29 protein-coding genes and 1 pseudogene are annotated in these 23,207 nt (G+C 59.7%); 15 read left to right on the forward strand and 15 right to left on the reverse strand.

Annotated elements, in window-relative coordinates:
- Nucleotides 1-38 precede the first annotated feature (38 nt).
- Entirely contained in the window at nt 39-299 is a 261-nt protein-coding gene (locus ACD578_RS04340) for a DUF6894 family protein (RefSeq protein WP_404293694.1), read from the reverse strand.
- 148 nt (nt 300-447) lie between these two features.
- Between ACD578_RS04340 and ACD578_RS04345 the strand changes: the two genes are divergently transcribed.
- Nucleotides 448-1,185, forward strand: a complete 738-nt coding sequence (locus ACD578_RS04345) for a Crp/Fnr family transcriptional regulator (RefSeq protein ID WP_404291197.1) — start codon at nt 448-450, stop codon at nt 1,183-1,185.
- 45 nt (nt 1,186-1,230) lie between these two features.
- Nucleotides 1,231-1,359 carry a DUF2934 domain-containing protein gene (locus tag ACD578_RS04350; protein ID WP_404291199.1) on the forward strand — a complete coding sequence of 43 codons (129 nt, stop codon included), beginning with the start codon at nt 1,231-1,233 and terminating at the stop codon, nt 1,357-1,359.
- A gap of 14 nt (nt 1,360-1,373) precedes the next feature.
- On the opposite strand, the gene ACD578_RS04355 is transcribed toward ACD578_RS04350, so the two are convergent.
- On the reverse strand, nt 1,374-1,781 hold the full coding sequence (locus ACD578_RS04355; RefSeq protein ID WP_404291201.1) for a hypothetical protein: 408 nt from the start codon (nt 1,779-1,781) through the stop codon (nt 1,374-1,376).
- Between the two features lie 110 nt (nt 1,782-1,891).
- On the opposite strand from ACD578_RS04355, the gene ACD578_RS04360 reads away from it, so the two are divergent.
- Nucleotides 1,892-2,080, forward strand: coding sequence for a hypothetical protein (locus ACD578_RS04360; RefSeq protein WP_404291203.1), 189 nt, complete (start codon nt 1,892-1,894; stop codon nt 2,078-2,080).
- A 23-nt stretch (nt 2,081-2,103) separates the two neighbouring features.
- Here the strand turns inward: ACD578_RS04360 and ACD578_RS04365 are convergent, their stop codons facing one another.
- The gene (locus tag ACD578_RS04365; RefSeq protein WP_404291205.1) at nt 2,104-2,289 is read right to left on the reverse strand and encodes a hypothetical protein; all 186 of its coding nucleotides are present in this window, start codon (nt 2,287-2,289) and stop codon (nt 2,104-2,106) included.
- Between the two features lie 12 nt (nt 2,290-2,301).
- Here ACD578_RS04365 and ACD578_RS04370 point away from each other — a divergent pair, with 12 nt between their 5' ends.
- Nucleotides 2,302-2,532, forward strand: a complete 231-nt coding sequence (locus tag ACD578_RS04370) for a DUF6894 family protein (RefSeq protein ID WP_404291207.1) — start codon at nt 2,302-2,304, stop codon at nt 2,530-2,532.
- Between the two features lie 230 nt (nt 2,533-2,762).
- Here the strand turns inward: ACD578_RS04370 and ACD578_RS04375 are convergent, their stop codons facing one another.
- The 7 genes from ACD578_RS04375 to ACD578_RS04405 form a co-directional block, all read right to left on the reverse strand.
- Nucleotides 2,763-4,370 (reverse strand): hypothetical protein, encoded by a 1,608-nt coding sequence (locus ACD578_RS04375; RefSeq protein ID WP_404291209.1) that lies wholly within the window; start codon nt 4,368-4,370, stop codon nt 2,763-2,765.
- Nucleotides 4,371-4,416: 46 nt separating this feature from the next.
- A complete protein-coding gene (locus ACD578_RS04380; RefSeq protein WP_404291211.1) occupies nt 4,417-5,160 on the reverse strand; it encodes an SDR family oxidoreductase in 744 nt (247 codons plus the stop codon).
- Nucleotides 5,160-6,494: an FAD-binding protein gene (locus tag ACD578_RS04385; protein WP_404291213.1), complete on the reverse strand. Its 1,335-nt coding sequence runs from the start codon at nt 6,492-6,494 to the stop codon at nt 5,160-5,162. Before ACD578_RS04385 ends, ACD578_RS04380 begins: the two co-directional genes overlap by 1 nt.
- The gene (locus ACD578_RS04390; RefSeq protein ID WP_404291215.1) at nt 6,491-6,886 is read right to left on the reverse strand and encodes a GtrA family protein; all 396 of its coding nucleotides are present in this window, start codon (nt 6,884-6,886) and stop codon (nt 6,491-6,493) included. Before ACD578_RS04390 ends, ACD578_RS04385 begins: the two co-directional genes overlap by 4 nt.
- Nucleotides 6,887-6,895: 9 nt before the next feature.
- A complete protein-coding gene (locus ACD578_RS04395; RefSeq protein WP_404293696.1) occupies nt 6,896-8,440 on the reverse strand; it encodes a UbiA family prenyltransferase in 1,545 nt (514 codons plus the stop codon).
- Nucleotides 8,441-9,036: 596 nt separating this feature from the next.
- Nucleotides 9,037-9,363: a hypothetical protein gene (locus tag ACD578_RS04400; RefSeq protein WP_152717484.1), complete on the reverse strand. Its 327-nt coding sequence runs from the start codon at nt 9,361-9,363 to the stop codon at nt 9,037-9,039.
- A 29-nt stretch (nt 9,364-9,392) separates the two neighbouring features.
- Nucleotides 9,393-9,737 carry a response regulator gene (locus ACD578_RS04405; protein ID WP_152717482.1) on the reverse strand — a complete coding sequence of 115 codons (345 nt, stop codon included), beginning with the start codon at nt 9,735-9,737 and terminating at the stop codon, nt 9,393-9,395.
- Between the two features lie 496 nt (nt 9,738-10,233).
- On the opposite strand from ACD578_RS04405, the gene ACD578_RS04410 reads away from it, so the two are divergent.
- Nucleotides 10,234-11,040 carry an SGNH/GDSL hydrolase family protein gene (locus ACD578_RS04410; RefSeq protein WP_404291218.1) on the forward strand — a complete coding sequence of 269 codons (807 nt, stop codon included), beginning with the start codon at nt 10,234-10,236 and terminating at the stop codon, nt 11,038-11,040.
- Between the two features lie 86 nt (nt 11,041-11,126).
- Nucleotides 11,127-11,483, forward strand: a complete 357-nt coding sequence (locus tag ACD578_RS04415) for a DUF2934 domain-containing protein (protein WP_404291220.1) — start codon at nt 11,127-11,129, stop codon at nt 11,481-11,483.
- Nucleotides 11,484-11,550: 67 nt separating this feature from the next.
- Here the strand turns inward: ACD578_RS04415 and ACD578_RS04420 are convergent, their stop codons facing one another.
- Entirely contained in the window at nt 11,551-12,240 is a 690-nt protein-coding gene (locus ACD578_RS04420) for a PRC-barrel domain-containing protein (protein ID WP_404291222.1), read from the reverse strand.
- 516 nt (nt 12,241-12,756) lie between these two features.
- Between ACD578_RS04420 and ACD578_RS04425 the strand changes: the two genes are divergently transcribed.
- From ACD578_RS04425 to ACD578_RS04440, 4 genes are all read left to right on the forward strand, one after another.
- A complete protein-coding gene (locus ACD578_RS04425; RefSeq protein WP_404291224.1) occupies nt 12,757-13,020 on the forward strand; it encodes a hypothetical protein in 264 nt (87 codons plus the stop codon).
- 92 nt (nt 13,021-13,112) lie between these two features.
- Nucleotides 13,113-13,373, forward strand: a complete 261-nt coding sequence (locus ACD578_RS04430) for a NepR family anti-sigma factor (protein WP_404291226.1) — start codon at nt 13,113-13,115, stop codon at nt 13,371-13,373.
- A complete protein-coding gene (locus ACD578_RS04435; protein WP_404291228.1) occupies nt 13,363-13,914 on the forward strand; it encodes a sigma-70 family RNA polymerase sigma factor in 552 nt (183 codons plus the stop codon). The genes ACD578_RS04430 and ACD578_RS04435 overlap by 11 nt, the downstream gene beginning before the upstream one ends.
- A 224-nt stretch (nt 13,915-14,138) precedes the next feature.
- Nucleotides 14,139-14,729 carry a LemA family protein gene (locus tag ACD578_RS04440; protein WP_404291230.1) on the forward strand — a complete coding sequence of 197 codons (591 nt, stop codon included), beginning with the start codon at nt 14,139-14,141 and terminating at the stop codon, nt 14,727-14,729.
- 29 nt (nt 14,730-14,758) lie between these two features.
- On the opposite strand, the gene ACD578_RS04445 is transcribed toward ACD578_RS04440, so the two are convergent.
- Complete coding sequence (locus ACD578_RS04445; protein ID WP_404291232.1) at nt 14,759-15,040, reverse strand: hypothetical protein; 282 nt, start codon at nt 15,038-15,040, stop codon at nt 14,759-14,761.
- 292 nt (nt 15,041-15,332) lie between these two features.
- Nucleotides 15,333-15,512 (reverse strand): hypothetical protein, encoded by a 180-nt coding sequence (locus tag ACD578_RS04450; protein ID WP_404291234.1) that lies wholly within the window; start codon nt 15,510-15,512, stop codon nt 15,333-15,335.
- Between the two features lie 199 nt (nt 15,513-15,711).
- Here ACD578_RS04450 and ACD578_RS04455 point away from each other — a divergent pair, with 199 nt between their 5' ends.
- From ACD578_RS04455 to ACD578_RS04475, 5 genes and pseudogenes are all read left to right on the forward strand, one after another.
- Nucleotides 15,712-15,993, forward strand: coding sequence for a hypothetical protein (locus ACD578_RS04455; protein WP_152717292.1), 282 nt, complete (start codon nt 15,712-15,714; stop codon nt 15,991-15,993).
- Nucleotides 15,994-16,328: 335 nt separating this feature from the next.
- A pseudogene (locus ACD578_RS04460) lies at nt 16,329-17,530 on the forward strand (tyrosine-type recombinase/integrase).
- A 509-nt stretch (nt 17,531-18,039) separates the two neighbouring features.
- Nucleotides 18,040-18,291 carry a helix-turn-helix transcriptional regulator gene (locus tag ACD578_RS04465; RefSeq protein WP_404291236.1) on the forward strand — a complete coding sequence of 84 codons (252 nt, stop codon included), beginning with the start codon at nt 18,040-18,042 and terminating at the stop codon, nt 18,289-18,291.
- A 291-nt stretch (nt 18,292-18,582) separates the two neighbouring features.
- A complete protein-coding gene (locus ACD578_RS04470) occupies nt 18,583-18,894 on the forward strand; it encodes a hypothetical protein (RefSeq protein WP_404291238.1) in 312 nt (103 codons plus the stop codon).
- Nucleotides 18,895-19,651: 757 nt separating this feature from the next.
- Nucleotides 19,652-20,230 carry a hypothetical protein gene (locus ACD578_RS04475; RefSeq protein ID WP_404291240.1) on the forward strand — a complete coding sequence of 193 codons (579 nt, stop codon included), beginning with the start codon at nt 19,652-19,654 and terminating at the stop codon, nt 20,228-20,230.
- Nucleotides 20,231-20,285: 55 nt separating this feature from the next.
- Here the strand turns inward: ACD578_RS04475 and ACD578_RS04480 are convergent, their stop codons facing one another.
- Together ACD578_RS04480 and ACD578_RS04485 are read right to left on the reverse strand one after the other, a co-directional pair.
- Nucleotides 20,286-21,785: a hypothetical protein gene (locus ACD578_RS04480; RefSeq protein ID WP_404291242.1), complete on the reverse strand. Its 1,500-nt coding sequence runs from the start codon at nt 21,783-21,785 to the stop codon at nt 20,286-20,288.
- A 268-nt stretch (nt 21,786-22,053) separates the two neighbouring features.
- Nucleotides 22,054-23,037, reverse strand: coding sequence for a DUF4238 domain-containing protein (locus ACD578_RS04485; RefSeq protein ID WP_404291244.1), 984 nt, complete (start codon nt 23,035-23,037; stop codon nt 22,054-22,056).
- Nucleotides 23,038-23,207 lie beyond the last annotated feature (170 nt).

Genomic DNA, 23,207 nt, shown 5'->3' on the forward strand with positions numbered 1-23,207 from the left:
GTTCCCATAGGCACTTCCGTGAATGACGCGATTTGATTTTACGTGCGCGGAGGTTGTGGCGGCGGGTCAACTCGGTCGACTGCCAACGAAACCTTGATGGTCAGCACCCGGTGGCGGTGTTCGTTCCTGACCTCGACCGTGACCTCACGGCTGTTGCCGTGCGGCAGCCGGTCCCGTCCGATCTCAGCCGCCATGCAGGCCGCCTCGTGCTCGGCAGCACCCAGGCTGTCGAACTCGGTGCCCTCGTCATCGGGAGCGAAGCGCCCTCCCTCCCGCACGTCGAAATAAAAGCGAGGCATGCGGTTCAACGAAGGCCACTGCTTGGCGTTCCAATGCCTTGCTCTCACCGCATTAACCTATGATAATCTCGGGATTGTCAGCATGCGATCCTGTAGCGCTGACGACTGAGAGACCTGCGCTCCCGCCTGCTCACCAGGGGAGACTGTCTTGGACGCCATTCACCACACCGCCGCGTTGGTCCGCAAGCTGGAGAGCATCGCTACACTCACGGCTGAGGAGAAGGCCGCTCTGCTGCGCCTGCCGCTGCGGCTGAAAACCGTCGCGGCACGCCAGGATATCGTCCGTGAAGGCGACACCTCCTCCGAGTGCTGCCTCCTGGTTGAGGGCTTCGCCTGCCGCTACAGCCTCACCGCCGAGGGCAAACGCCAGATCCTGTCGTTCCACATCAGTGGCGACATTCTCGATCTTCAGACTCTGCACCTGGAGACGATGGATCACAGCTTGGCCACGCTGGTCCCCTCCATCCTCGCCTTCATCCAGCCTGATGACCTGCGCACCTTGATGCTTAGCTACCCCCGTCTCGGCGACCTGCTCTGGCGCGACACTCTCATCGATGCGGCAGTCTTTCGACAATGGATGGTGGGGCTCGGGCGGCGCAACGCTTATGGTCGGATCGCGCACGTTTTGTGCGAGCTGCTGGTGCGGCTGCGGGCCGTCGAGCTGGTGGAGGATCATGCCTTCACTCTGCCGGTGACCCAGGCGGAGCTGGGCGATGCGTTTGGGCTCTCGACGGTGCATGTCAATCGGGTGCTCCAGGATCTCCGGGGCGACGGCCTGATCACCCTGCACGGAGGCTCCCTGAAGGTGCTGAACTGGCAGGGGTTAAAGAAGGCCGGCGAGTTCGATCCGACCTATCTGCATCTGGTGAAGAAGGAGGCGCTCTGACCGGGATCAGAGTTTTCGTCAGCGATCCTCGACTGGAGGCGAGCCATGGGCGGTCGCGCAGAGAAGATCCGGGTGAGAACCAATGAGGTCTGGGAGCGTCAGGGCCGCAGTGGCAGTCCGGAGGATCACTGGCTTGAGGCAGAGCATGAGCTAGGGTTCACCATAGGTCCATAAAAGCGCCATCGGAATTACCGCTCGTCCTTTAGCGTCCGCGAGGCATTGTTCTCTTCTTCACTGATCCGTTCGAGTTCACGGTTCAGATCGGCCACGGACTGGCCCAAGGCTTGCGAACGAGCAATCTCGGCACGTGATCCCTCAATCGCCCGATTGGCCTGATCGATGGTTTCATTGAGAGCGTTGCGTCCCTGTTCGGACTTGCTGTCAGGGGGATCTGGCTGATCAGGAGTCATAGCTGACGGGACTTCAAAAGAAGATCGTATCATCAAGCTTACATAGTGCGGCACAGCTAAGCGCAAACCTATGTTAACGCTACGGTGCGGCTTGTTCTCCCCTCTGTAAATAATGCTGATTTCGCCATGATGATTGGAGGATCTGCAGGAACGGGTCATGTTTTTTCTAAACACAACATAGATCAATGACAGAGCTCCATTTCCGTGCACTAAGTCGTTTATTATCGGCAACCGATTTTAGGCGCTGATAGCTGAGAGATCCGACGTGCTCCCGCCTGCAACAGGAGGAGCGCCGCATGCATGCCTCTCTGCATCCCCGCGGCAATCCGCTCATCCGCAAGCTGGGGAGCGTCTTCGCGCTCACCGAGAACGAGCGCCAAGTGCTCGAGACCCTGCGCGACATCTGCCTCGACACCGCCCAGGACTGGATCGCACAGCGTCTTCTCATTGCGGGACGATACGAGACAAAAAAGCTCCCTCGTTGACGATTGCCAACGAGGGAGCAGGGTCAGAAATTGACCTCAAGTCCAGGGAGGAACGTGCCTTGCGACACATCTCCAAGATAGTCCGCCAGAGGTGAACTCCCATCACTTAAGTTAAACGTGACAAGAGCAATCGTACGAACTTGGTTCGGCACGATGACCCCCGCCGAACTTCCGACGGCTGCTTGTTGTTTGAGGAGAGCTTGAGCCATCAGGGTGCAGCCATGGCGCGCTACTGTTTCCATGCCTACAGCGGGATCTGCTTTGCGCAGGATTTCGAGGTCCAGGATCTGCCCAGTCTCGAAGCCGCCCGTGCTGCAGCTCGGCATGTCGCCGACCATTTCTGGGTCTATCTGCCCCGTCACCTGCGGCAGGAGAGCCTGACGATCGAGATCGAAGAAGAGGCAGGTCAGGGATACGCGTCCGTGTGTTTCCCAGGAAGGGAACGGCGCTGAACGCTCCATCGGGCACGCACCCGCTGCTGAACGGTGCGCATCTCATGACTGCCTCACGCCGATTATAGGTAAATGGCGGAGCCCCTCCGGTCGGCCACCGGCGGGACCAGCTCGATAGCTGCATCCGCGGTCGAAGCCCGGCGTATGAGAGGCGAAGGATTGCGCCGGACCAGTCCGGCCGTGCCCGAGCAGCGCTATTCCGGCACCACATCCTGATCGAAGTCGCCAGTCTAGCCGCCGCTGTGCGGAAGGTTGTCCTGTCGCTTGTCTGGATCCGAGCCGGAGGACCGGCTCACCGTCTCGGAAGACGGGTCACGGAGCACGTAGACGCTCCAGTCCGCCGTCTCGCGCCCGAGCTTGAAATGCTCGTCGAGATACTCGCCATAAAGCCGTTGAAGGCCTTCGGCGGTGGAGACCTCGATTGGCCATTTCGGTACCATGACCACATGCACGTCGCGCAGGAGCGTCTGGGCTTGCAAGTGATTACCTTCGTTGACCGTGCGTCCCCAATGATGCCAGGTGCCGTCGCCATGGGGGGACTTGAGGCCAAGACCGGCCGAGAACGGACCCACGAAGTCGAGCACAAACACATGGTCCGCTTTCCATTCGAGGCTCGAAAGCGCGTGTGCGCCATCTTCCAGGCTTGCCAGGTAGCGGCTGAAAATCGCGTACTCGCCCTTGCTCCATAACTTCACGAGCCGGATCCGGTCGAAGTTCACTAACGGCACGGCCTGTCCCTGTTTCAGTAACGCGAGACCTGCATGAAGGCTCAGGGCCGCAGCATTGTGGATCATCGCCGGCAGCAGAAGGGCCAAAAGAAGAAGTTGGGCACCCGCCGTGATGGATGCGCGACGTTCGTCCGCTTCGAGAGCGTCCTTCCGGGCGGCGGTTTCCACGGCCACGGCCGCTCCGGCCACCAGTGTGACGATGCCCCAGTTCTGGAAATTCTGTGCCATGAGCACGTAGCCGGAGCTTGCGCAGAAGCCAAGGAAAAGGGCATCGCGGAGGCTCCTCGTGCGCCGGAGCGCCAGAGCGGTGAAGATCGCGAACAGGACATAATCGGCAAGATTCCTGAAGAGCACCGTAGCCAGTTCATCGAGGGTGTCGACGTTGCCGCTGACTCGACCGGCGAGCAGAAGGTCCGCGATGTGGTTCGCTGTCCCGCCCCAGAAAAGTTCAATCACCAGCCCAGCAAGGAAGACGATAGCGAATGCCGCAACTGCCCAGCCACGCTGACGGGAATCGAGCAGCATCAGGGCCAGAAAGCCCAATCCCACTAAGCCATAGCTGATCTTGATGTACAGCATCAGGAGGATCAGGAAGGCCGCGCAGAGAGTATCGATCCACTGATGATGACGGCGAGAATGCTCGGGCCGAAGATACATAACCAGCAGCAGCCCGAGCGCGGACCACCCGATCCGGTTGTAGAACATGGCGAAGGAAAGGGCTCCGATGCTCTCGCCCAGGTTGATCGGAACTGCTGCGACCAAGATCAGATAGGCCCCGAGCGGAATGGCGATGGCCGGCCTGAGGCGCGAACTGACGATATACGCGGCAGCCGGCGCGAGTGCGAGCACCAGGAGGGCCATTCCAGTCGGCATGGCGCCACCGAAGTTGCCCGAAAGCCAGTATCCTGCGGCCGGCGCATAATAGACGAGTGGTCCCAGGGCTGTATGGAAATCGCGGTTGGGCACCTGGCCTTCCGCGATGCGGTGAACTCCGTCGAGGAAGAGGAAAAGGTCATTCAGGTAGTTCGTCGTAACCGTCTCGCCTGGAACGGCAAGCAGAAGGGCGCAGACAGCACCGAGCGCGAGCAGGAGCAGACCCGTCGATCGCATCCGTACCGCTCCCATCGACATCGTACTCATTCTCCACAGACCAGAGTCAGAGCTTCAAGCGCTTGAAGATCGTTTCGGGAATGCCGCCGATCACCATCATCACCGGCTGCCAGATGCGTCGGACATAGATCACGTCTCTGCCGCCCTTTTCGGCCGCGTTGAAGATCGCTCGACCGACCTCGTCAGGATCTGCCGTCAGCACGGGAGGCAGCTTCATGCCCGCCGTCATCTGCGTACGCACGAAGCCCGGCTTCACCGTGATCACCCGCAGGCCCTTAGGCGCGAGCCGGTTGCGCAGACCTGACAGGAAAGCGGTGAAGCCCGCTTTCGCTGCGCCGTAGAGATAGTTCGATCCGCGCCCGCGGTCACCGGCCACGGAACTGACACCCACGATGGTGCCGGATTCGCGCGCGAGAAAGTGCTCGGCAATCGCCCCAAGGAGGAGAGCCGGGCCCTCGAAGTTGGTGCGCACAAGCAGTGTTGCGTGGGCCAGATCGCTCTGTGCCCGCACTTGGTCGCCGAGCTCGCCGACGACGCACACGGCCGTGTCCGGCGGCTGGGGCAGGTTGTCGAGGAAGCTCCCGAAGCGATCCGTCTGGAGAATGTCCAGGCGATGGGTCGTGACCTCCGCTCCGGTGCGGGCCGCGATGTCCTCGGCATTGCGACGGGCTTCCTCCTCATTCCGCGCAGAGAGCAGAATCCGCCACCCGGCCTTGGCGTAGCAGAGCGCCGTGGCCCGGCCGATGTCGGAGGTGCCGCCGATGAGGAGAAGGGTTTTGGAGGGCGCCATCAAATCCCGAGCCTTGTCGACAAACGTGAAGAAATCCGGCCTGCTGCCCCGATGCTTCGCCGGATGTCCCGGAAGTGCGAAAGGCCGGGGTAGCCGGCCTCGAAGGTCTCAGGCGATTGCCGCGCGTCCTTGGCGAGATAGAGCCGACCTCCGGCTTCGACCACCGATCGGTCGAGCTCGTCGAGCAGGGGAAACATATCGTCACCGACGGGCAGATCGAGAGTCAGCGTGAAGCCTTCGAGAGGAAACGAGAGATCGCCGTGGCTCGGCCCCAGCTGCTTCAGCACAGCCAGAAAGGATGCTGTGCCGCGATGGGAGACCCGCTCAAGGATCGTGCCGAGCACGCTCTGAGCCTTCGCCGTCGGGATCACGCATTGGTACTGGAGGAAGCCCCGGCGGCCATAGATGCGGTTCCAGTCGCCGATTCCGTCGAGGGGAAAGAAGTAGGGATCCCAATGCACGAGATGGGGATACCCGGCTTTCATCGCGCCGATGCGGAAGTACATTTCATTGAACGCGGAAACCGACAGCCTGTTGAGGGTGAATGACGGGAGATCGACCGGTACGGAAAGCCGTCCGGGCCGGGAGGAGGGGAAGCGCTCTGCGCCGGGTCGAAGCCTCTCCAGATCCTGGTGAGTGGCATGTTCGGCGGCAAAGATCAGCGAACGCCCGAGCGAAGCACCGCGGGCCAAGCAGTCGATCCAGGCAACTGAATAGGTGGCAGTTTCGGCTTCTTGCAGGACGCGCAGCGCGTCCTCGAGATTGGTCGCGACGGTGGTCTTCTGCCGCATCCACCCCGTCTCGACAGGGCGGAGGCGGATGGACGCCTCAAGGATCGTGCCGGTGAGGCCCATCCCCCCGATAGTGGCCATCAGAAGTTCAGGGTTTTCGTCCCGAGAACACTTGATTGTGCTGCCGTCAGGCAAGGCGAGCATGAGTTCCTCGACGTGTTCGCCAAAGCCCCCATCCCCGTGATGGTTCTTGCCATGCACGTCCGAAGCGATCATGCCGCCGATGGTGACGAACTTCGTGCCCGGCACGACGGGTGGAAAGAAGCCCCGGGGCGTCACGACCGACAGGAGATCCGCGAGAAGGACACCGGCTTCCAGTCGGATGCGGCCTGTTGACGGATCAAAGGCCCGGATGCGGTCCAGCCCTAACGTCGTGAGTGTGGCCCTCTCGCCGATGGCCGCATCGCCATAGGCGCGCCCGTTCCCGCGCGCCACAAGGCCCGAACAGGACGCCATGAGTGCAGGTATGGCTGCAGGCGTTGAAGGGCCGATCACCTGCGATGGGTGGCGGGGGTATCGCCCCCAGCCGGCGAGTTCCATCATGCCTGGCGCTCCTTGAAAACGAAGGCTCGGTCGAGCACGAATTTCGCAGCATAACCGATTGCGAGCCCAATCACGGCGCCAGTATACTTGGCGAAATCTGTACGCCAGATGACCCAGAAAACTACCTCGAAGCTCCAGAAGACCAGGGTGGTGAACACGCTGAAGACGCCATAGAGGGTGATCTTCTGCAATTCCTGTCGATGACCGCTATAACCGTCGTCAAACACCCATTTCTTGTCGAGCAGGTATTTCAATATGAAGCCCGTCGCAGTGCCCATGAGGATCGACAGGGCGAGCGGAGACAAGGGGGCGACACGGACCACAGCCTCTTGGGTTGCGAGGTTGGCAAGCGTTGCGATGCCGGCAAACACCACATACCGGATGAACATCATCGCCAGGCTCTAAATCGCGGCGAAGAGCAGGGCGGCGATTGCCCCAATCGTCATGAGGCTGGTTCTGTCCTTGATGGCGAACACCACCGGGTCGTCATCCATCTGCCTCCGGCTGGCGAGCATCATGGCGCGGGAAATCCAGAACAGGAGGAGCGGGCCCACCAACCAGAGGATGCCAGGGTGGCTGTAGAGCTGCTTCACAGCAGGGCTGGAGATGTAGAGCGTGAAGATCGTGACGGCATTGAACCCTGCCGCCGCCGCCAGCGCCGCCACGATGTCGAGATCGCTGTTCCGATAGTCGCGGCTGGTCGGATCGGGCAAGTTCGCATCCCGTCGGGCGGCGAGTTCCACATAGCGCTTGATGAGTGCCAATGACATGAAGATCATCATGCAGAAGGCCAGAAGCCACTCCGAAACCACAATGCTCGTGGCTACGGCTCCGCCGATCACCCGTACTGAGTAGAGTGCTGCCAGAGTGATCACATCGACGACCATCATTCGTTTGAGGGCAAACGAATAGGCCGTCGTCAGAGCGAAATAGCCGAGCAGAACGCCCAGGAAGGGCAGCGAGATGGCAGATCCGACGGCGAGCGCACCAAGGAAGAGAATCGGGATTGCGGCCATCCCGTGCTTGAGAGGGATTGCCCCGCAGGCTAGAGGGCGCTTGCATTTACTGCGGTGGCCGCGATCGTCCTGTAGATCCACCAGATCGTTGAGGATGTAGATGCTCGAGGCGCAAAGCGAAAAGGCGATAAAGGCCAGAACAGCGTTCGCAAAACCCTGCAGGGTGAAGAGGTGCGAGGTTATCAGGGGCAGAAAGACCAAGGCGTTCTTGGCGTATTGATGCACCCGTAGCATCTTTGCCCAGGTTCGCCAGTTGGGAAGGCTGCAGGGCAGATATTCCACCTCTTCGGCAGCACGGAGGGCGAGCTTCTTCCTGACCCCGGCTGGAGCACGTATGGCGATGACCGTTGCAGCTTTCTCCCAGACCGGCAGGTCGGCGGCATCGTTGCCGATATAGTCGAAGCCGCGCTCGCCGAACGTCGTGACGAGCTGTTCGGCCTTCCGGATGCCGGCCAGGTTGGTGGTCTCGTCGGAAGCGAACCAGCCGTCGAACACCCCCAAATGGTCGGCTACGCTCTCTACCAGCCGGCGGTTGCTGGCCGAGGCGAGGTAGACAGACCGCCCGCCGGCGCGGGCCTTGCGGATCGCTTCAAGCACTTCCGGATCGTAGGGCAGGGTAGCCGGATCGAAGGCTGAAGGTGCAGCCAAGCGGTGCTTCAGAGCGGCCTTGCCACGAGAGAGGGCAGCCAGCATCTCGATCAGGGAATGAGGGTGCCGCCCCAGTTCCGAAAATGCGGTCTCGATCAGCAGGTCAGAGGCGATGAGTGTTCCATCAAGATCCACCACGAGAGGGCGAGGGTTTCTGCTTCCGGGCGTTTGGATCTCTAGCGTAGTCCATTCACGGTCCTCATAAGAGCGCCCGGGTGTTTCGTAAGGACCGGAAGCAGGAGCCGTGCGATAGGTAGGCTTCGCCTTGAGTTCGGACTGCACCAAGAACAATGCTCCTATTTTTGAGGCATTCAATTCGCCTTGTCGTCCCGTCGCTCGCCGTGACGCCGCCATTTGATAGGGCGTCGATAGAACATTCGGGCAAAGCCCCAGGCTCCTCCGATCAGGGGCCCAAGTAGGAGAAGATCAATTATGCGCTCCCTCGCTTAGAAGCCGTTCGAAGATCCCTGCACGGCAGCTTTGCCTTCCGGATCTTACGGAGCCACCGGCATTGACGAGGTATTCTGTGCGATCCGCAGGAACCAGAAAGCAACTGGATCGTCACTCAACAACCGGGGCCGTAAAAAGTTTCAGGTCACTCGCGCGGGTCTGCCGCGCCCGAGACGACTGGACGATACTGATCAGGCGGCGAACAACCTCTGAGACTCAAGGGCGGAAACGCGAAAAACCATTGAGGTAATGACAGGTCGATGGCAGTGCCCGAGCGTCGGGCATGGGTACAACGTCCAATCCTGCCGCGGTATCCGCTTCCCAGTTGAAATCATCGACTGGGCCGTTTGGTTGGATTGCTGCTTCAGCTTAGACATGAGCGAGGTCGAACCGGACTTTACAGCGCGACCCGCACGGCCGACCTTGGCCTACTTGCTCTGAAGCTCCGGTGGGACCGCCAACGTCTCCTCATGATCGTGATCGATCGGCACGAGGAAGGTCACGAAGACGCCGTCATCCTCCTCGTCTTCATCATCATCGTCGACGTCGAATTCAGGAGCCTCGAACGCAGCAACCTCCTCCTGGGACGCAGGCCGGATGCGCAGTGGCGCCTGCCCGTCCCACAACGGTGCTCCCTCGCTGGTCATCACGGTCAGGTCCTGCCTGAACTCGTCGCTCTCGAAGATCTCTCGTGCCTGAGCCTCTTCGGTATCCGTGATCGCAATGGGCTTGCCGCCGATTTCAAGAGTAAACATCGCTCCTCCTGTGTAAATGAAATCGCCGTTCAGGCGTCAGTTCCATGGAGGCGGGTGAGAGCTTGGGTGAGTTCTTCACGTGGAACAGGCTTTTCCAGCCACGGCACGCCTTTGAGCTCCTCCGGCAGGCTCGCGGTGTAAGGCAGGCCCGAATAGATGGCGAAAGGCGTATTCCGGCCCTTCAAGGCTTGGGCGATCGGCAGGGAGGTGCCATCTCGGAGGGACACGTCCAGCACCGCAACCTGCGGCGTGTTGTGCTCCAACCATTGGAGCGCGTCGGCGCAGGACGGGAACGGGCCGGCCACGGAGAACCCGGCGTCCTCCAGGTAGGCTTCAAGCGCCATGCCAATGAGCGCCTGGTCTTCAACGATCATGCAACAGGGTGGAGTTATCACATTAGGCCTCGTGATACGCTTCTAAGGCAACGAAGAGAGCCCCGTTGAGGGCGTAACCTCAACTGTCACACATCTTGCCTGCGGGAGAGGATCCCCTCACTCACCCAAGTTAACCTTGGCTTTATTTATCGATGAGCACCCTCCGCCGAGGTTACTCGTCGGTCGTCGACCGTCGAGCGTCACAGTCTGCCGAACGATCCATGCGTAGGAACGCCGCCTGGAATCCGGGATCCCCGTCGAGAGCATCCATAGGCGGGGGTGCAATTCCGCGGGAGCGAGCCTTCTCGGGCACATTCGCTCCGTCACGGAGTTCTGGTGAGATACGCTGGAAACCTAACCTGGGAAAGGACGGCAGCGTTGGCGGATAGGCTGCACAATGAAAAGGTCGTGATCAGCGGCGTCGCCAGCTGCATGAGAGAGGCTCCTCCGCGGGCCGGCAGGCAGCATGACGTCTCGATCGCAAGCCGTAACCGCCATGCTCCGCTCCCTTAGTTCCTTCATCATCATTGCCGTGATTTCTCTCATGAACGTCTCCGTTCAAGCTCAGCCTGCCTTTGATCAGATCGTGGTTTTTGGTGACAGCCTTTCGGACAACGGCAACGCGGGACGCTCTTCCAATGGGCCGGTTTGGGTCGAGCACCTCGCCGAACAGCTCGGCCTCTCCCTCGGGCCGAGCCAGGCGGGCGGGACGAACTTCGCGGTCGGCGGGGCCCGGCTCGATCCGCGTTCCGGGAACACAAGTCTGCGCGCCCAGGCCAGTGCCTATCTGCGCACGTCCCGTCCGCCCGGACGCAGTCTCAACATCGTCTACGGTGGAGGTAACGACCTGCTGGCTGCTGTTGGAGATCCTGGCGGAGAGACGATGGTTGCGTCGGCCGTGGCGTCGTTGCGGAGCATCGTCGCGGATCTGGTAGGTCAGGGCGCGACCGACATTCTGGTGCCCAATCTTCCCGCCATCGGGATTGCTCCGGCCGTGCGAGCTCGGGGCGGCCAAGCCGTCGAGGCAGCGAATGGGCTGGCGGCGCGCTTCAATAAAGCTCTCGATCAGGCTCTCTCCGGGTTTTCGAGCCATACGGGTCTGCGTCTGTACCGTCTCGACGTGTGGCAACTGGCGGAGCGGGTGAAAGCGGACCCTGCCGCGGCGGGCTTCGTCGACATCACCAGTCCATGCGCACAGCATCGGCGCTGCGAGGGATATCTGTTCTGGGACGATGTTCACCCCACGACGCAGGCTCACCGGCGCCTGGCGGACGCCGCCCTTCAGGTGCTGAAGGCGCCATGAGCCGGAAATCGGGTATGGCTCCATTCGACAGGCAACATGTTCTCGCACTCAGCATTAATCTCCGAAGGTTCAGGATAGGAGGCAGCATGGCCCAGGAGAAAACCGGTCCGGATGCGACGCCGCGCATGGGTCTCGATCTCGGTCGTCAGATCTTCGACGATCAGGGCGGCAGTGATCAGGACGAGAAGCACCGTCGTGCAAGTGAGGATATGATCCGACAGAGAGCCTACGAGCTCTGGGAAAGCGGGGGGCGCACAGGCGATCCGCAGGATCACTGGTACAGAGCCGAGCGTGAGTTGAATGAGACCACGCAGGAGCGCTCTGAAGCCACTGTCGAGAATGCTTCTCCCGCCGCGGCAGCAGAGGCAATGGGAGCCGTCAGTGTCCCGACCGCTGCAGAGGAAGTTGTCCGGAAGAGATCCCGGAGCAAGCGAACTACCTGAGCATTTCTACGAAATGCAACGAGCTGGCAGCCGGCGACAAGGCCCTGCCAGCTCTGGTTCACCGCTCCTACTGCCGTGGCGTGTTCGGCGGCGTGTTGCCGGGCGTATTGACGTTCTGTGGCGGCGGATTGGTGTTGCCTGCGGATCCTGCCCGATTCTGGTCGTTCGCGTAGCGGAACTCGGGCGTGTTCTGCAGGTCCGCCTTGGTCATCTTGACCATGGCCCGCGCAGGCGTGTTGGGATCGTTGCCTGCACCTGCCGCCGCGCCAGCGTTGCCGGCCGGAGCGGTGCCCCCGGTCATGCCACCCGAACCACCTGCTGCGGTGCTGCCGGTGCTCGTCGGCTGACCAGCTCCGCCGGTTGCGGTGCTCGGCACCGTCGTGTCGGCGGTTCTTGCGCCACCTTGGTTGGCGTTCGCGGAGGCCTGGATCTCCTGGTTGGACATCCATTGGACCTGGTCGAACGGAATAGCCACATCCTTCTGAGCGATGCCCAGGAAGCCGCCGACGCCGACGACGAGGCCGTGAATCTTACCCTGCCGGTCCACCAGGACCTCGTCGATGTCGCCAATCTTCTGATTGTCCGCTCCATAGACATCGATGCCCATCAATTGCGAGCCTCGCATGAGCCCCGGCGGCATCTGCGTCATGACCTGACCCGACCCGACGGGTTGGGTGGGAGCGGATGTCTGGGCCAGGGCTGTGCTGGCGATCAGTGCGGCAGTGGCGAGACCTGCTGCAAACTGTGTCTTCCGCATGATTTCCTCCGTACGATCAAGAGCACCGCAATTGGTGTCTCGAAAGTCAACAAGAGTGCAGGGGAGGGAGTTCAGAGCCTGCGAGCACCGGCTTGCGTCGAGCGGTATCGAAATCATGCCCGCCATCGTGACTGGGTCTGACGACGTGGACGTGCCGATCCGAGCACCTCCGCAAGAAACCAGACAACTCCTCTGAATCCCTGTCGGAGCTACCGTCCGTTGTCGATCTCGACGGATCTGCAAACGCCCCCGATCGGACACTGAGCGCTATCGGACGTTCTTACCCAGGTGGGGCGAGCAACTTCCTGAAGCGCGCAGAAGCTTCCATCACGAACGTAGCGGTCGAAGGTGTTCGGTCCCGTGTGCAGAACGACGGACCCTTGGGAAGAGACGATCCCTCTGGCTTGGGCACAGGTCATGGTGAGGGTGGTGGAACCCGATTGGGCCATGGCGCTAGTCGACACACATGCACTCGTCGACATGCATGCAATGACGAGGGTCATGAGGATCGATTTCATGGTGCAACTTCCACTGATCGTCGCGTGTCCTCCCAACAAGCTCAATTCAGCTCTGTTCCGGCACGGCACCTGCCGGAATGACGCAAACAGGCGAGCCAAGGGGGTGAATGCCATGCTGCATGGCCATGTGGCCGGGGCAGTGGATCTCGAGCAAACCTGTCTTGTCGGCTACCAGGCGATCTTCCTCAACAAGATGTCGAGCCATCTCATAGTCGCGGAGACATCCCGTCAGCAGGTGTCCCCGGTTCATAGGGCCCATTAACCGGTAGATACGGGAAACACGGTTCGAGACCATCCATGCTCTCAAGCTGATCATAGGTTAATGGCAGGCCTGCATGACTCGCTTAGGGATGGATGATCTTCTCGAGAGGCGGAGGAACCCGCGTGCTCACCGTACTACCCGAAGTCGCACAGGAGACACCTGGCGAACTCTACGAACCTCAGTCCACTGCGCGCGAAGGCTATCAAGAGCCGAGCCTCCCACCTCAGGTTATCGCCTGTCTCGGGGAACGGCTCCGAGCATTTTACGCGCAGTTGGTAAAGGAACCTGTTCCTGACGCCTTGCTCCAGATCCTTGGTCCTCTGAACAAGGGGAGGGCAAGCCATGGTCATTGACCCACCGGTTCGGCAGGCGATGCTGAATGCGATCCCGCATCTGCGCGCGTTCGCCATTTCCTTGTCAGGCGATGTCACTTATGCGGACGACCTCGTCCAGACGGCCTTGATGAGGGGGCTTGAAAATCTCGATAAATTTCAGCCGGGTACCAGTATGCAGGCTTGGCTCTTCACCATTTTGCGCAATCAGTTCTATACCGAGATACGAAGACGTCGCAGGGAAGTAGCCGATCCTGATGGGTCCATGGCTGGGAAGCTCGCTGTCATGCCTGAACAGGGCGCACGCCTGGATTTCACCGACATGCAGGCGGCCTTGGCCCAACTCAGCGTCGAGCAGCGCGAGGCGCTCTTGCTGGTCGGGGCGGAGGGATTGTCCTACGAGGAGACAGCGCGGATCTGCGGCACAAATCTCGGCACGATCAAAAGCCGCATCAACCGCGCTCGTGCCCGGCTGGCCGAATTGCTGGACCTTTGCCCTGGTGAGGACTTTGGGCCGGACCGGCTTGTTAGGGCCAGCCTTTTCATCCATGCCTCATCGTGAGAGCCGCACAGGCGATCCGCAGGATCATTGGTGCAGAATTGGTACAGAGCGGGGCGTGAGCTGAGCCAGACCACGCGAGAGCGCTCTGAAGCCCCAGTGGAGAATGCGTCCGCCGCAGCTGTTCCGGGAGTGGCACAGGTTGGCAACCAGAAAGTGCCGCCACGGTCAAGGCGAGCGACCGCGACATCGACGAGTAACCAGGCCCTGCACGGCCGGAGGAGATATTGCTCACGCGCTTGGTACGGTGGAGTTTTGCTGTCGGGCTCGCCTTGACCGTGGCGGCATGCGGCCATGGCCAAGTTCCCGCTCTGAAGGAGCGGGCGCAGCAGGCCTGGACCGAGGTGCAGAACCAATACCGCCAGCGGGCCGACGAGGTGCCGCCGCTGGTCGAGGCTGTGCGAAGGCAAGCTCCCGGCGAGCGCGAGGTGCTCGACGAGGTCATGGCGGCCCGTGATGAAGTCGTGGCCATCCTGAACGCGGACGGCTTCATCGCCGAGCCGGAGCGCTTCCGGCATTATGTGGAAGCCCAGCGCCGGCTCTCTGCCGCTCTCGGCGACCTGTACGAGACCATCGAGCGGTATCCCGAGCTGACCGGCGACACGCGCTTCGCAGCGCATCTGACGGAGTTCCAGCGGCGGGAGGACAGGATCGTTGTGGCGCGCAGCGACCTCATCAGCGCCGTCCGGGCCCACAATCAGGAACTTCGGGCATTCCCGGATGGCTGGGTTGCAGCCATTTTCAATCCGGATGCGAAACCCCTGACGGCTTTCGCCCAGGCCCAACTGGAACGCCCGCCCGTGCGCTCCCACCAATAGACCTCGCAAGGTGGTTCGCCGCCGCTCAATCAACGGGTAGCGTTCGGGTCCTCCGTGTCCGAGCCTTGCGGCTCGGGCGGGATCACCGCATCGAGTGGATTGGGCCTGCCGGCAGTCACCGGGTTCTCACCGACAACCTCCTGATAATCGCGGGTCGAGCCGCCGCTGCCGTACCCGGCGGAGTCGCCGAAGTCGCGTCCCGCCGGATCCGACGCCGGTCCAAGGTTTGGGACGTCACCTTCGGTTTGCGCAGGCTCTCTTCGCGCCCCGGCCGACGAGGGATCGCGGTTCGGATCGTCTGGATCTGGCATGGGAGGTCTCCTTGGGTCCGGACCGTCAAGCGACCGGTATGTTTGCTACCCGTGACCGCGGCTCCGCTTGCGATTATCCACGTTCTCGTTCGCGTGGCTTTTGCCAGTAGTCGGGCGATCGTTGTGAAAGAACAGCGCTCCATCTAGCTGCGCTTCTGGGTGACCTTCTCCGCACGCGATCCGGACGGCTGGCTTTTGATCCGCTTTGCCTTCTTCCAGGATGGTCGCATGCGAGCTTTCTTGGCCATGATGGTTCCTTTGATCTGCAGTGATCGTTGAATGTTGAATGCGCCTAGCTCCGGCCACCGGACATGTTGCTCGGCGCACGACCGTCTGTTCCGGTCCCAGGATCAAGCGGCTTCGCTTCCGTGTTTCCGGCTCCGGTTTCATTGTCCTGCCGGCGCTTGCTATCCGCGCTCTTGTCCTGCGTTTTGTTGACCCCGCCCTGATTGGCGCCTGCGTTCTGTGCCATCTACCTTCTCCAAGGTGGTGTGACCGGACACAGGCAACTAGGACGAGAGATTAATGTTCCTCTTTCCGCTTCGTTCTGATCGACCCACCGCGACATGGCGGGGCAGGTTCGAGGCAAGTCGGGGCGCTACAACGGGAACGTGCCCACATTCATACGATTGAGTGATTGGGGCCGAGCTTCTCATGAGGGAACCGTCAGCATGACCGACAGCAAGGACAAGAAGACCACGATCACCCTGGAGCCTGGACAGGTCGCCATCGTCCTGGGCATGGAAGACGGCCAGATCAGCCGCCAGCTTTTCGCCAGTCCGGAAGTCGACGCCATGCTCGATGATGAGAAATCCGAGATTCCGTTCCACTACTTCCTGGCCTCAGCCTTCCTGGTGCGCCTGGATCAGGATGAGAATTTCGCCTCCGACTTGGCCGAGTGGTACGATGAAAAGCTCAACGGAGAAGCAGGCGAGGCAGACACCGGGCAATGATCGCCGGATCCGATAGGGACGCGGATTGAGGCAGTGCTTGTTAGTGCGGCCCTGGCCCTCATCGGTATCTGTCCCGCGGTTGGCAAGACGCTAAGCCTCGTCATGGTGCGGGAGCCCCAGGGCGCTGGTATGAAGTCCCAATGGGTCCAATGACTTAGAGCAGAAGGATGGCGGAGACGGAGTCCGCCATACTAGTGTCCAGCCACATTTAGCCGCATCCAGAAAAGTCGTTAAAAACTAGGCTTTTGCACTGCCGTGTATCTTACGGTGTCCATCTTCATCCGCTACAATCCAGCCTCAGAGGTGGGGAAGAAGGTGGGGAAGGACAGGGGAAGATGGCACGACAGCTACACACGTTGAGCGCCAGGACGGTCGCAACAGTGACAAAGCCAGGGCGGCACTCGGATGGCGGAGGGCTGTACCTGAACATCACCGCCAGCGGTGCTCGCTCATGGGTGTTCATGTGGAAGGTAGACGGCAGGCGCCGAGAAATGGGGCTTGGCGCCTTGCGGGATGTGCCTCTCGCCAAAGCCCGCGAAAGAGCTGCCGAAGTCCGGCAGAAGCTTGCGGATGGGATGGACCCCATCGCGGCACGAGACAAGCCCAAAGTAATGACCTTTGGCGAGGCTGCCGATGGTCTGATTGAGAGCATGTCGTCTTCCTGGCGCAACGAGAAGCACCGCGCCCAGTGGAAGATGACCCTCACCGTGTACTGCGAGCCGCTCCAGACCAAGCCGGTGACCGAGATTGGCACCGAGGATGTCCTGAAAGTTCTGAAGCCTCTTTGGACCACAAAGCCCGAGACGGCCTCACGCCTGCGAGGACGAATAGAACGGGTACTAGATTTTGCCCGTGCGCGGGGGCAAGGAACGGGCGAGAACCCGGCCCGGTGGCGAGGGCATCTGGACGCCGTTCTGCCAAAGCGAACCAAGCTCACACGAGGCCATCACAAGGCGATGCCATTCGATGACGTGCCTGAGTTCGTTGTTGCTCTGCGGGAGCGAGATGGCATCGCGCCACGGGCGCTGGAGTTCGCCATTCTCACGGCAGCCCGGTCCGGCGAAGTATTCGGAGCCTTATGGGGGAGTTCGACCTTGAGGCGTGTATCTGGACAGTTCCTGCGGCTCGCATGAAGGCTGGTCGGGAGCATCGTGTGCCGCTCTCAGCCCGTGCAGTCGAGATCCTACAGCAAATGAAGCAGAACCGGCTCAGCGCCCTTGTTTTCCCCGGCACTAAGCCTGGACGGCCTCTGTCGGTGATGGCGCTGGAGATGGTACTCCGCCGGATGAAGCTTGATGTGACGGTTCATGGTTTTCGCAGCGCCTTCCGTGATTGGGCGGGCGAGCGCACGCACTTTCCAAGGGAAGTGGCTGAGGCCGCTCTGGCACATCTTGTGGGCGATGCGGTCGAGCGGGCATACCGGCGCGGTGATGCGTTGGAGAAGCGACGCAAATTGATGGATGCTTGGGCTAACTTTCTTGAGCAGCAAGCTCGAAGCAACGTCGTGTTGCTGAATGCAGGCACTGCATTTCCATGAGCGTTTATTACGCCAGCCATAGCGTTGCGCAGCAGTGTGTAAGCTGGGGACAAGGTGTGTGGATTTGTGTGAATATAGATCTGCCGGCACAAACATCCCGCCCCTTTTCAAGGCGACTCTGAGCCGATTAAGCTTGGCCGTTGCAGAATCCCGGAACGGATTTTCCGAGGAGTTTCTGTGTCTTAGCTGGTTGTCCACACTCTTAACAATCTTCACACTATATATAGTTGGAACCGTGAGCCGCGACACAAGTTCTTGACGTTAGGCTCGCAACACTCATACCTTCTCGTCCAGTCCCGAGCGCCTAAGTCCAAGGCGCTTCGGTACAGCGATGTGGAAAAAGAGAACCGCCCGACCCGGCAAGGTCAAAGCGGTTCTGGTGGGCCGAAACCCGTACTCCTTCAAGAGCGGGCTAAGCCTACCGGGGGCTTAGTGTGAGAGTCAATCAGATCTCGCCAGCTTCGCCAGTCGTTTCCTTCATAAATGGACGATGAAAGGACGCGAGCCCTATGGCTTTGCAGAGAGATGACGCACGCCTGAAGACATTCTCTTCAGCAGCAACAGAACTCCCACCGACTGGCTTTGTCCGGCTTCCTGGCATCCTCGCTCCAATTGGTCCCATCCCTGTCAGCAAGTCCACATGGTGGGCAGGCATCAAAGATGGGCGCTATCCCAAGCCTGTGAAACTCGGCCCACGCATAACCGCGTGGCGTGTGGAGGACATCCGCCGCCTCATTGCCGGGGCCGCGAACGACTGCTGAGAGCTAGAAGCTCTCGCCTTCTGAACCCATCGCATTCATGACCGTGCAAAAGAAAGCCCCGTCCGAGGGGCTCTCGCACGGGGCTTAGGACATCGATTATGTATAGCCTACACAAGCGGCGCTTGCGTCGCAATGAGAACCTGTGCCTGCTTCCGCTCTTTGCTTGGGCGGCATCACAGCCACTCCGATCTCATCCTCGTGTCGTCAAGAGCCTGTCCGCGCGGTTCGGACTGTCTCCAGCGCTTGCGCTGACCATCGCAGAACTGGCGGGCCTAAGCACGGAGGGTAGCAATGTTTAACGATGTTGTTGAACTCCTCGTGCAGCGGCTCGACACCCCCGAAACCTTGCGTCTGAAGGGGCGTGAGGCATGGACGCTCGCCTGCCTCATGGAGGTGCGTGAGCACGGAGTGATTCCATTGGAAAGACCAGCCCCACGCTGGTCAGCATATGTACACTCTCTGCGAAAGCGCGGGATTGTCATCGACACCATCGATGAGCCCCACGCTGGTCCATATTCCGGGACGCACGGGCGCTACATCCTGCGCACGCCCTTGCGGGTGCTCAAGGCAACTTCTGCCGGGGAGAGACGCCGTGCGGCCTGACAGGTCGTGCGCCCCATAGCGGTTTCTGACTCTTTAAAGCCCAGCAGCCGGAGACAGGCCCCGGCTGCACCTTTCTCATCAATCTTCAGAAATGGCGCCCTTGAGCTTCTTAGGGCCGCTGAGAGGCACCTCATGCCCAGACGTCACAACCACAAGGGCCGAAGCACAACAGAGCGCTTCGTCTCCCTTCCTCATCACATGCTGCGTTCACATGCTTGGCGGTCGCTTTCATCAGTCGCTCGCAGCGTCTTTCTTGAACTGGCAGCTATCTACAACGGCGGCAACAATGGCTTCATCGCTCTCTCAACCCGCGATGCCGCCAAACACGTCCGCTGCTCCAAGGACACAGCTGCAAGGGCACTCGTAGAGCTGACGGAGAGAGGCTTCATCGTCTGCTGCTCACGGGGCCACTTCGACCGCAAGAGCCCTCATGCGAGCGAGTATCGGCTGACATTGTATCCCTGCGACCGTACAGGCGAGAAAGCCTCAAAAGCCTTCATGCGCTGGCAGGCGGGTAAGCCTAAATCTGTAGCCGGTCCGATGGGAGGGACAGCCGGTCCGACCTCAGGGACAGTAACTAATCTCACGAAAGAAAATTACCGCCTACGGTCTGATGAGAGGGACCGTGCCCCCTCCAATGAGCCCTCCAGCGGTCCGACTACAGGGACACATATAATCTACCAGACGGGGTCCGAGGTGGAGGGAATGAGCGAGCAGTCAGGTGTCGTGGTGAAACTGCAGCCGAGAGGACATCACCATGCCTCCTGACCGGCAGCGCCTCACTTTGGAGAGCGGGCCCAAGATGGATCTCGCCAAGCTCATTCCGAGCGGTGCGGGTAAGCCGGGTAGCCATATCCAATGCCTGCTCACCTATGGCTCGGGCGAGACCATCACTGCCACGTTGAGGCTGCATAAGCATGGTGGGCTCATGCAGCTATCGTGCCGGGAGCGCCAACAATCTTTCTCTCTGGTGTCGGATCCGAGGAATTTTGGCGGCCTGCAATGGTACGCTATCTGCCCAAAGACCGGACGGCGGGTGCGGGTGCTCTACAGACCACTGGGAGCGGCGTTCTTTGCCAGTCGGTATGCCTGGGGCCGCAGGGCTGCTTATGCCTCACAGTTCCTTGACCCAATCGGGCGGGCGTGGCGCACCAAGGCGAAGGTGAAAGCTGCTCTACTCGGGGATGAGGATCCGGACGAATGGGATCTGCCACCGAAGCCGAAGGGCATGCGATGGGCGACCTACAAGCGATGGGTGGCGAAATACGATGCGGCTGAGGAAATGCTGGATGCGCAGCTCGTCATGGCAGCGGCACGGCTGATGAAGCGGTTATAGACGGAAATAGGAGAGTGCTCCAGTTGTAGCTGGAGCACTCTTATTTGCATCGGCCTCAGATGACAAAGAAGTCGTTGTATTTCAGGGCGAGGCCCTTTTTAAGCTGGGCGAACTCGACCGCTTGCCCGTTGCCCGAACCATCTGCGTCATAGGACAGCACGCCGGTCTTCTTGTTGTAGATGAGGTAATCCTTTCCATCCTTCGCCTTGTCGAGGCTAAAGAACTTGCTTGACAGGAGCTTGGGCTTGGACGCTGAGCCGGAACCCAGTTTCTTGAAGATAGCATTATCGAGGTAGATGCTATCATCTGCCACCGAGAAGTCCTTGATGGTGTCGTAGTTCACTTTACGGTCGGTCGCAGACGTGCCGAGCTTGGTGTCAAAGATAAATACGTCACGTCCTGCATCGCCAGTTAGAGTGTCGTTGCCCATGCCGCCTATCAGAATATCGTCACCAGCGCCGCCGTTCAGTCTGTCAGATCCGCCTGCACCAACAAGCCTATCGGCTCCTATGCTGCCAATAAGTGACTCAGACCTAGAGGTGCCGGTGCTAGTCTCCATCACGTCTTGAACGTTGATGGTGAAAACATGGTCGAAGGTCAGTCCTTTTTGGTCGACAGCTCGGATCTTGATTGTGTGGCTTGTAGCTTGCTCATAGTCGAGCGTGGCACTGGGTGCGACCTCAAGACTGTTGCCCCAAAGCTGAAACCGCCCACCCGCATCTTCAAGCAGTTCAAACCTAACATTATCGCCTGCGTTTGGATCAGTAGCAGATAGCAGTCCGACTTTGGCCCACCAGCCGTTCTCTGAGACGTAGGAACTGGTAAGTGAGATACTCGTAGGTGCTTTGTTCAAGAGAGTGGCAAGGTCGACAGTACCATCACTGAACTTGAAGTTTTCCACTCCCACGATGGTATCAATTCCGTCTCGTTCTGCTGCACCATCAGAGACAACAATCGTTCCGTCAGCGGTTTGAACTACCGTGTACTCCGACCTGCTCCCAATGAAGGCAGCACTGTCGATACCTTCCCCTCCCTCTAATCTGTCATTGCCCGCCTCGCCCCAAAGTTCATCGTTGCCGAGGTGCCCATAGATGGCATCGTTCCCCTCACGCCCGTGAAGAGCATCAGCTTTATTGGAGCCTTGAAGAACGTCTGCCCCAGCCGTTGGACGGTAGCCCGCCGTGTAGATTTCGAAACCGGTAGAAAAGCCTAAACCGCGTAGGTCCGAAGTACTATACGTACGGGTATTCCCTGCTGCATCACGAACATCCACGCTCGTTACAGAATAGGTGCCAGGGGCATTCCACTGCGAAACGTTCCTTGTCGTGCTGGAATGACCATCCGCCCAACTATCACCGTAGCCAAAAAGACCAACGAGCGCGAAAGTGCCGATATTGTCAGTGAACGACCTATCAAGCCATATAACAACTTCTTTGACACCTGATTCTGCGTCTAAAGCAGACGCATTAAATGTACCCGAGAGGTCCGTATTTGAGAAATCGTACACTGAAGAGAAGCTGAGTCCGGTGAGAACAGGCGGTGTTGTGTCTGCCATTTAAGCTAGGCCTTTATGAAAGAACAAAAGCTATCGCACGAACTTCTCTACGAAGCACGTGTCGGAATAGGTTATTTCCGGGTCTTTCGTATTATTATTCCTATCAAAAGGCTAACATTCTTTATAGCGGTCTGTAGTGACATTGGGTCACGTAGTGGCTCGACACGACAGTGCTGGAGAGATGCGCGAAGCGAGACGCCGGATGGCGCGCAGCTGATGAACCAGCTCTAGACAGGGACCTTATGTCATCAGGTAATGCTGCTGCATCTTAAGTTGTCGCGCCGTCCGTGTGAGAAGCTGGGGCAGCCACTGGCTGAACGCTCACAGTGGACCAAAGGAAGTCCTTGTTGTCGACGGCGATACGCTGGGTCTTCGGTTCAAGCCGGTATCTTTGGTTTTTGGCAATAAACCTTGCAATCCAGTCATGTTCATCGCGGTAGAACACGAGTTCCTCCGAACATTGAACAATCAAAGCATTGATGCCCCTGATCTCGTCGAGCTTGGGCTTTCGGATGCGGTATCTGAAGTGACGAAAATTAATGTCCCGGTCGGCTCTCTCGGAATCGAGCATTGGGCGGATCCGTATAGCCAAATCCGGCGCGAGTGGCACGACGCGGTTCAGAATGCGAGGATCCTGGGTCTTCTCAAATGTGACCGGGAAGTCGCTAGTGAAATATGGGCTGTTTTCCTCGGTGTTGATGAGAACTTCCCAATGGAAGTTTCCAAATCGAGCGACCAAGTCGAGGATAGAACTGATCCCAATAGCTTGCGGATACTTTCCGTCAATTTCGATATTCACCCGCCCGGTCTGTAAGAGGTCGGACAGCGATCCTCCTCCAAGTTCGGGTGGAACTGGCGGTAGATCCCCACGCCTTTCGAGTATGCCTGCCGTCACTGCAACAGGATGGCGAAGCGTGTCGGAAAGGAGGCGCATGGCCGCTGGGGCGCAACTACCCACGTAGGCCACAAACCCTGCGATAACATAGACACAGTCATGGTCGATTCTGCCGTTCCTGAGTTGCTCGACCGCGCCGTTGTAGCGGGGCTCGATCTCCTTCAGGAACTCTTCAATCACCCTATCATGTTCAAGATAGGCATTGGTGCTGCCGTTTTCTATGCGGCAGACGTCCTTGGGGCTGCATGGGAATTTGCGCAGGTCGCGCTTCCGCACTCCATACATCTTAGTCCCGTCGAGCGCTGGAGATGCAAAGTTCTTGAGATGCACCTGGGATACATAGTGGTCGAGGGGCATTGCCGATCCGTTCTGAAAGCAATTTAGATGGCTTTAGCTAAGAGATTTCGATTCAGAAACCGACAATGTGGCGGTAGCCGCCTGCGCTGATGAGCTAGGGCCGTTGAGCGTTGCAGCCAAGCGAATGTGAAAGGCGAGCTACAACTGGATCATATCGAGCCTCCTTCTGC

The sequence above is a fragment of the Microvirga sp. RSM25 genome (assembly GCF_044784385.1).
Classification (GTDB): Bacteria; Pseudomonadota; Alphaproteobacteria; order Rhizobiales; family Beijerinckiaceae; genus Microvirga; species Microvirga tunisiensis.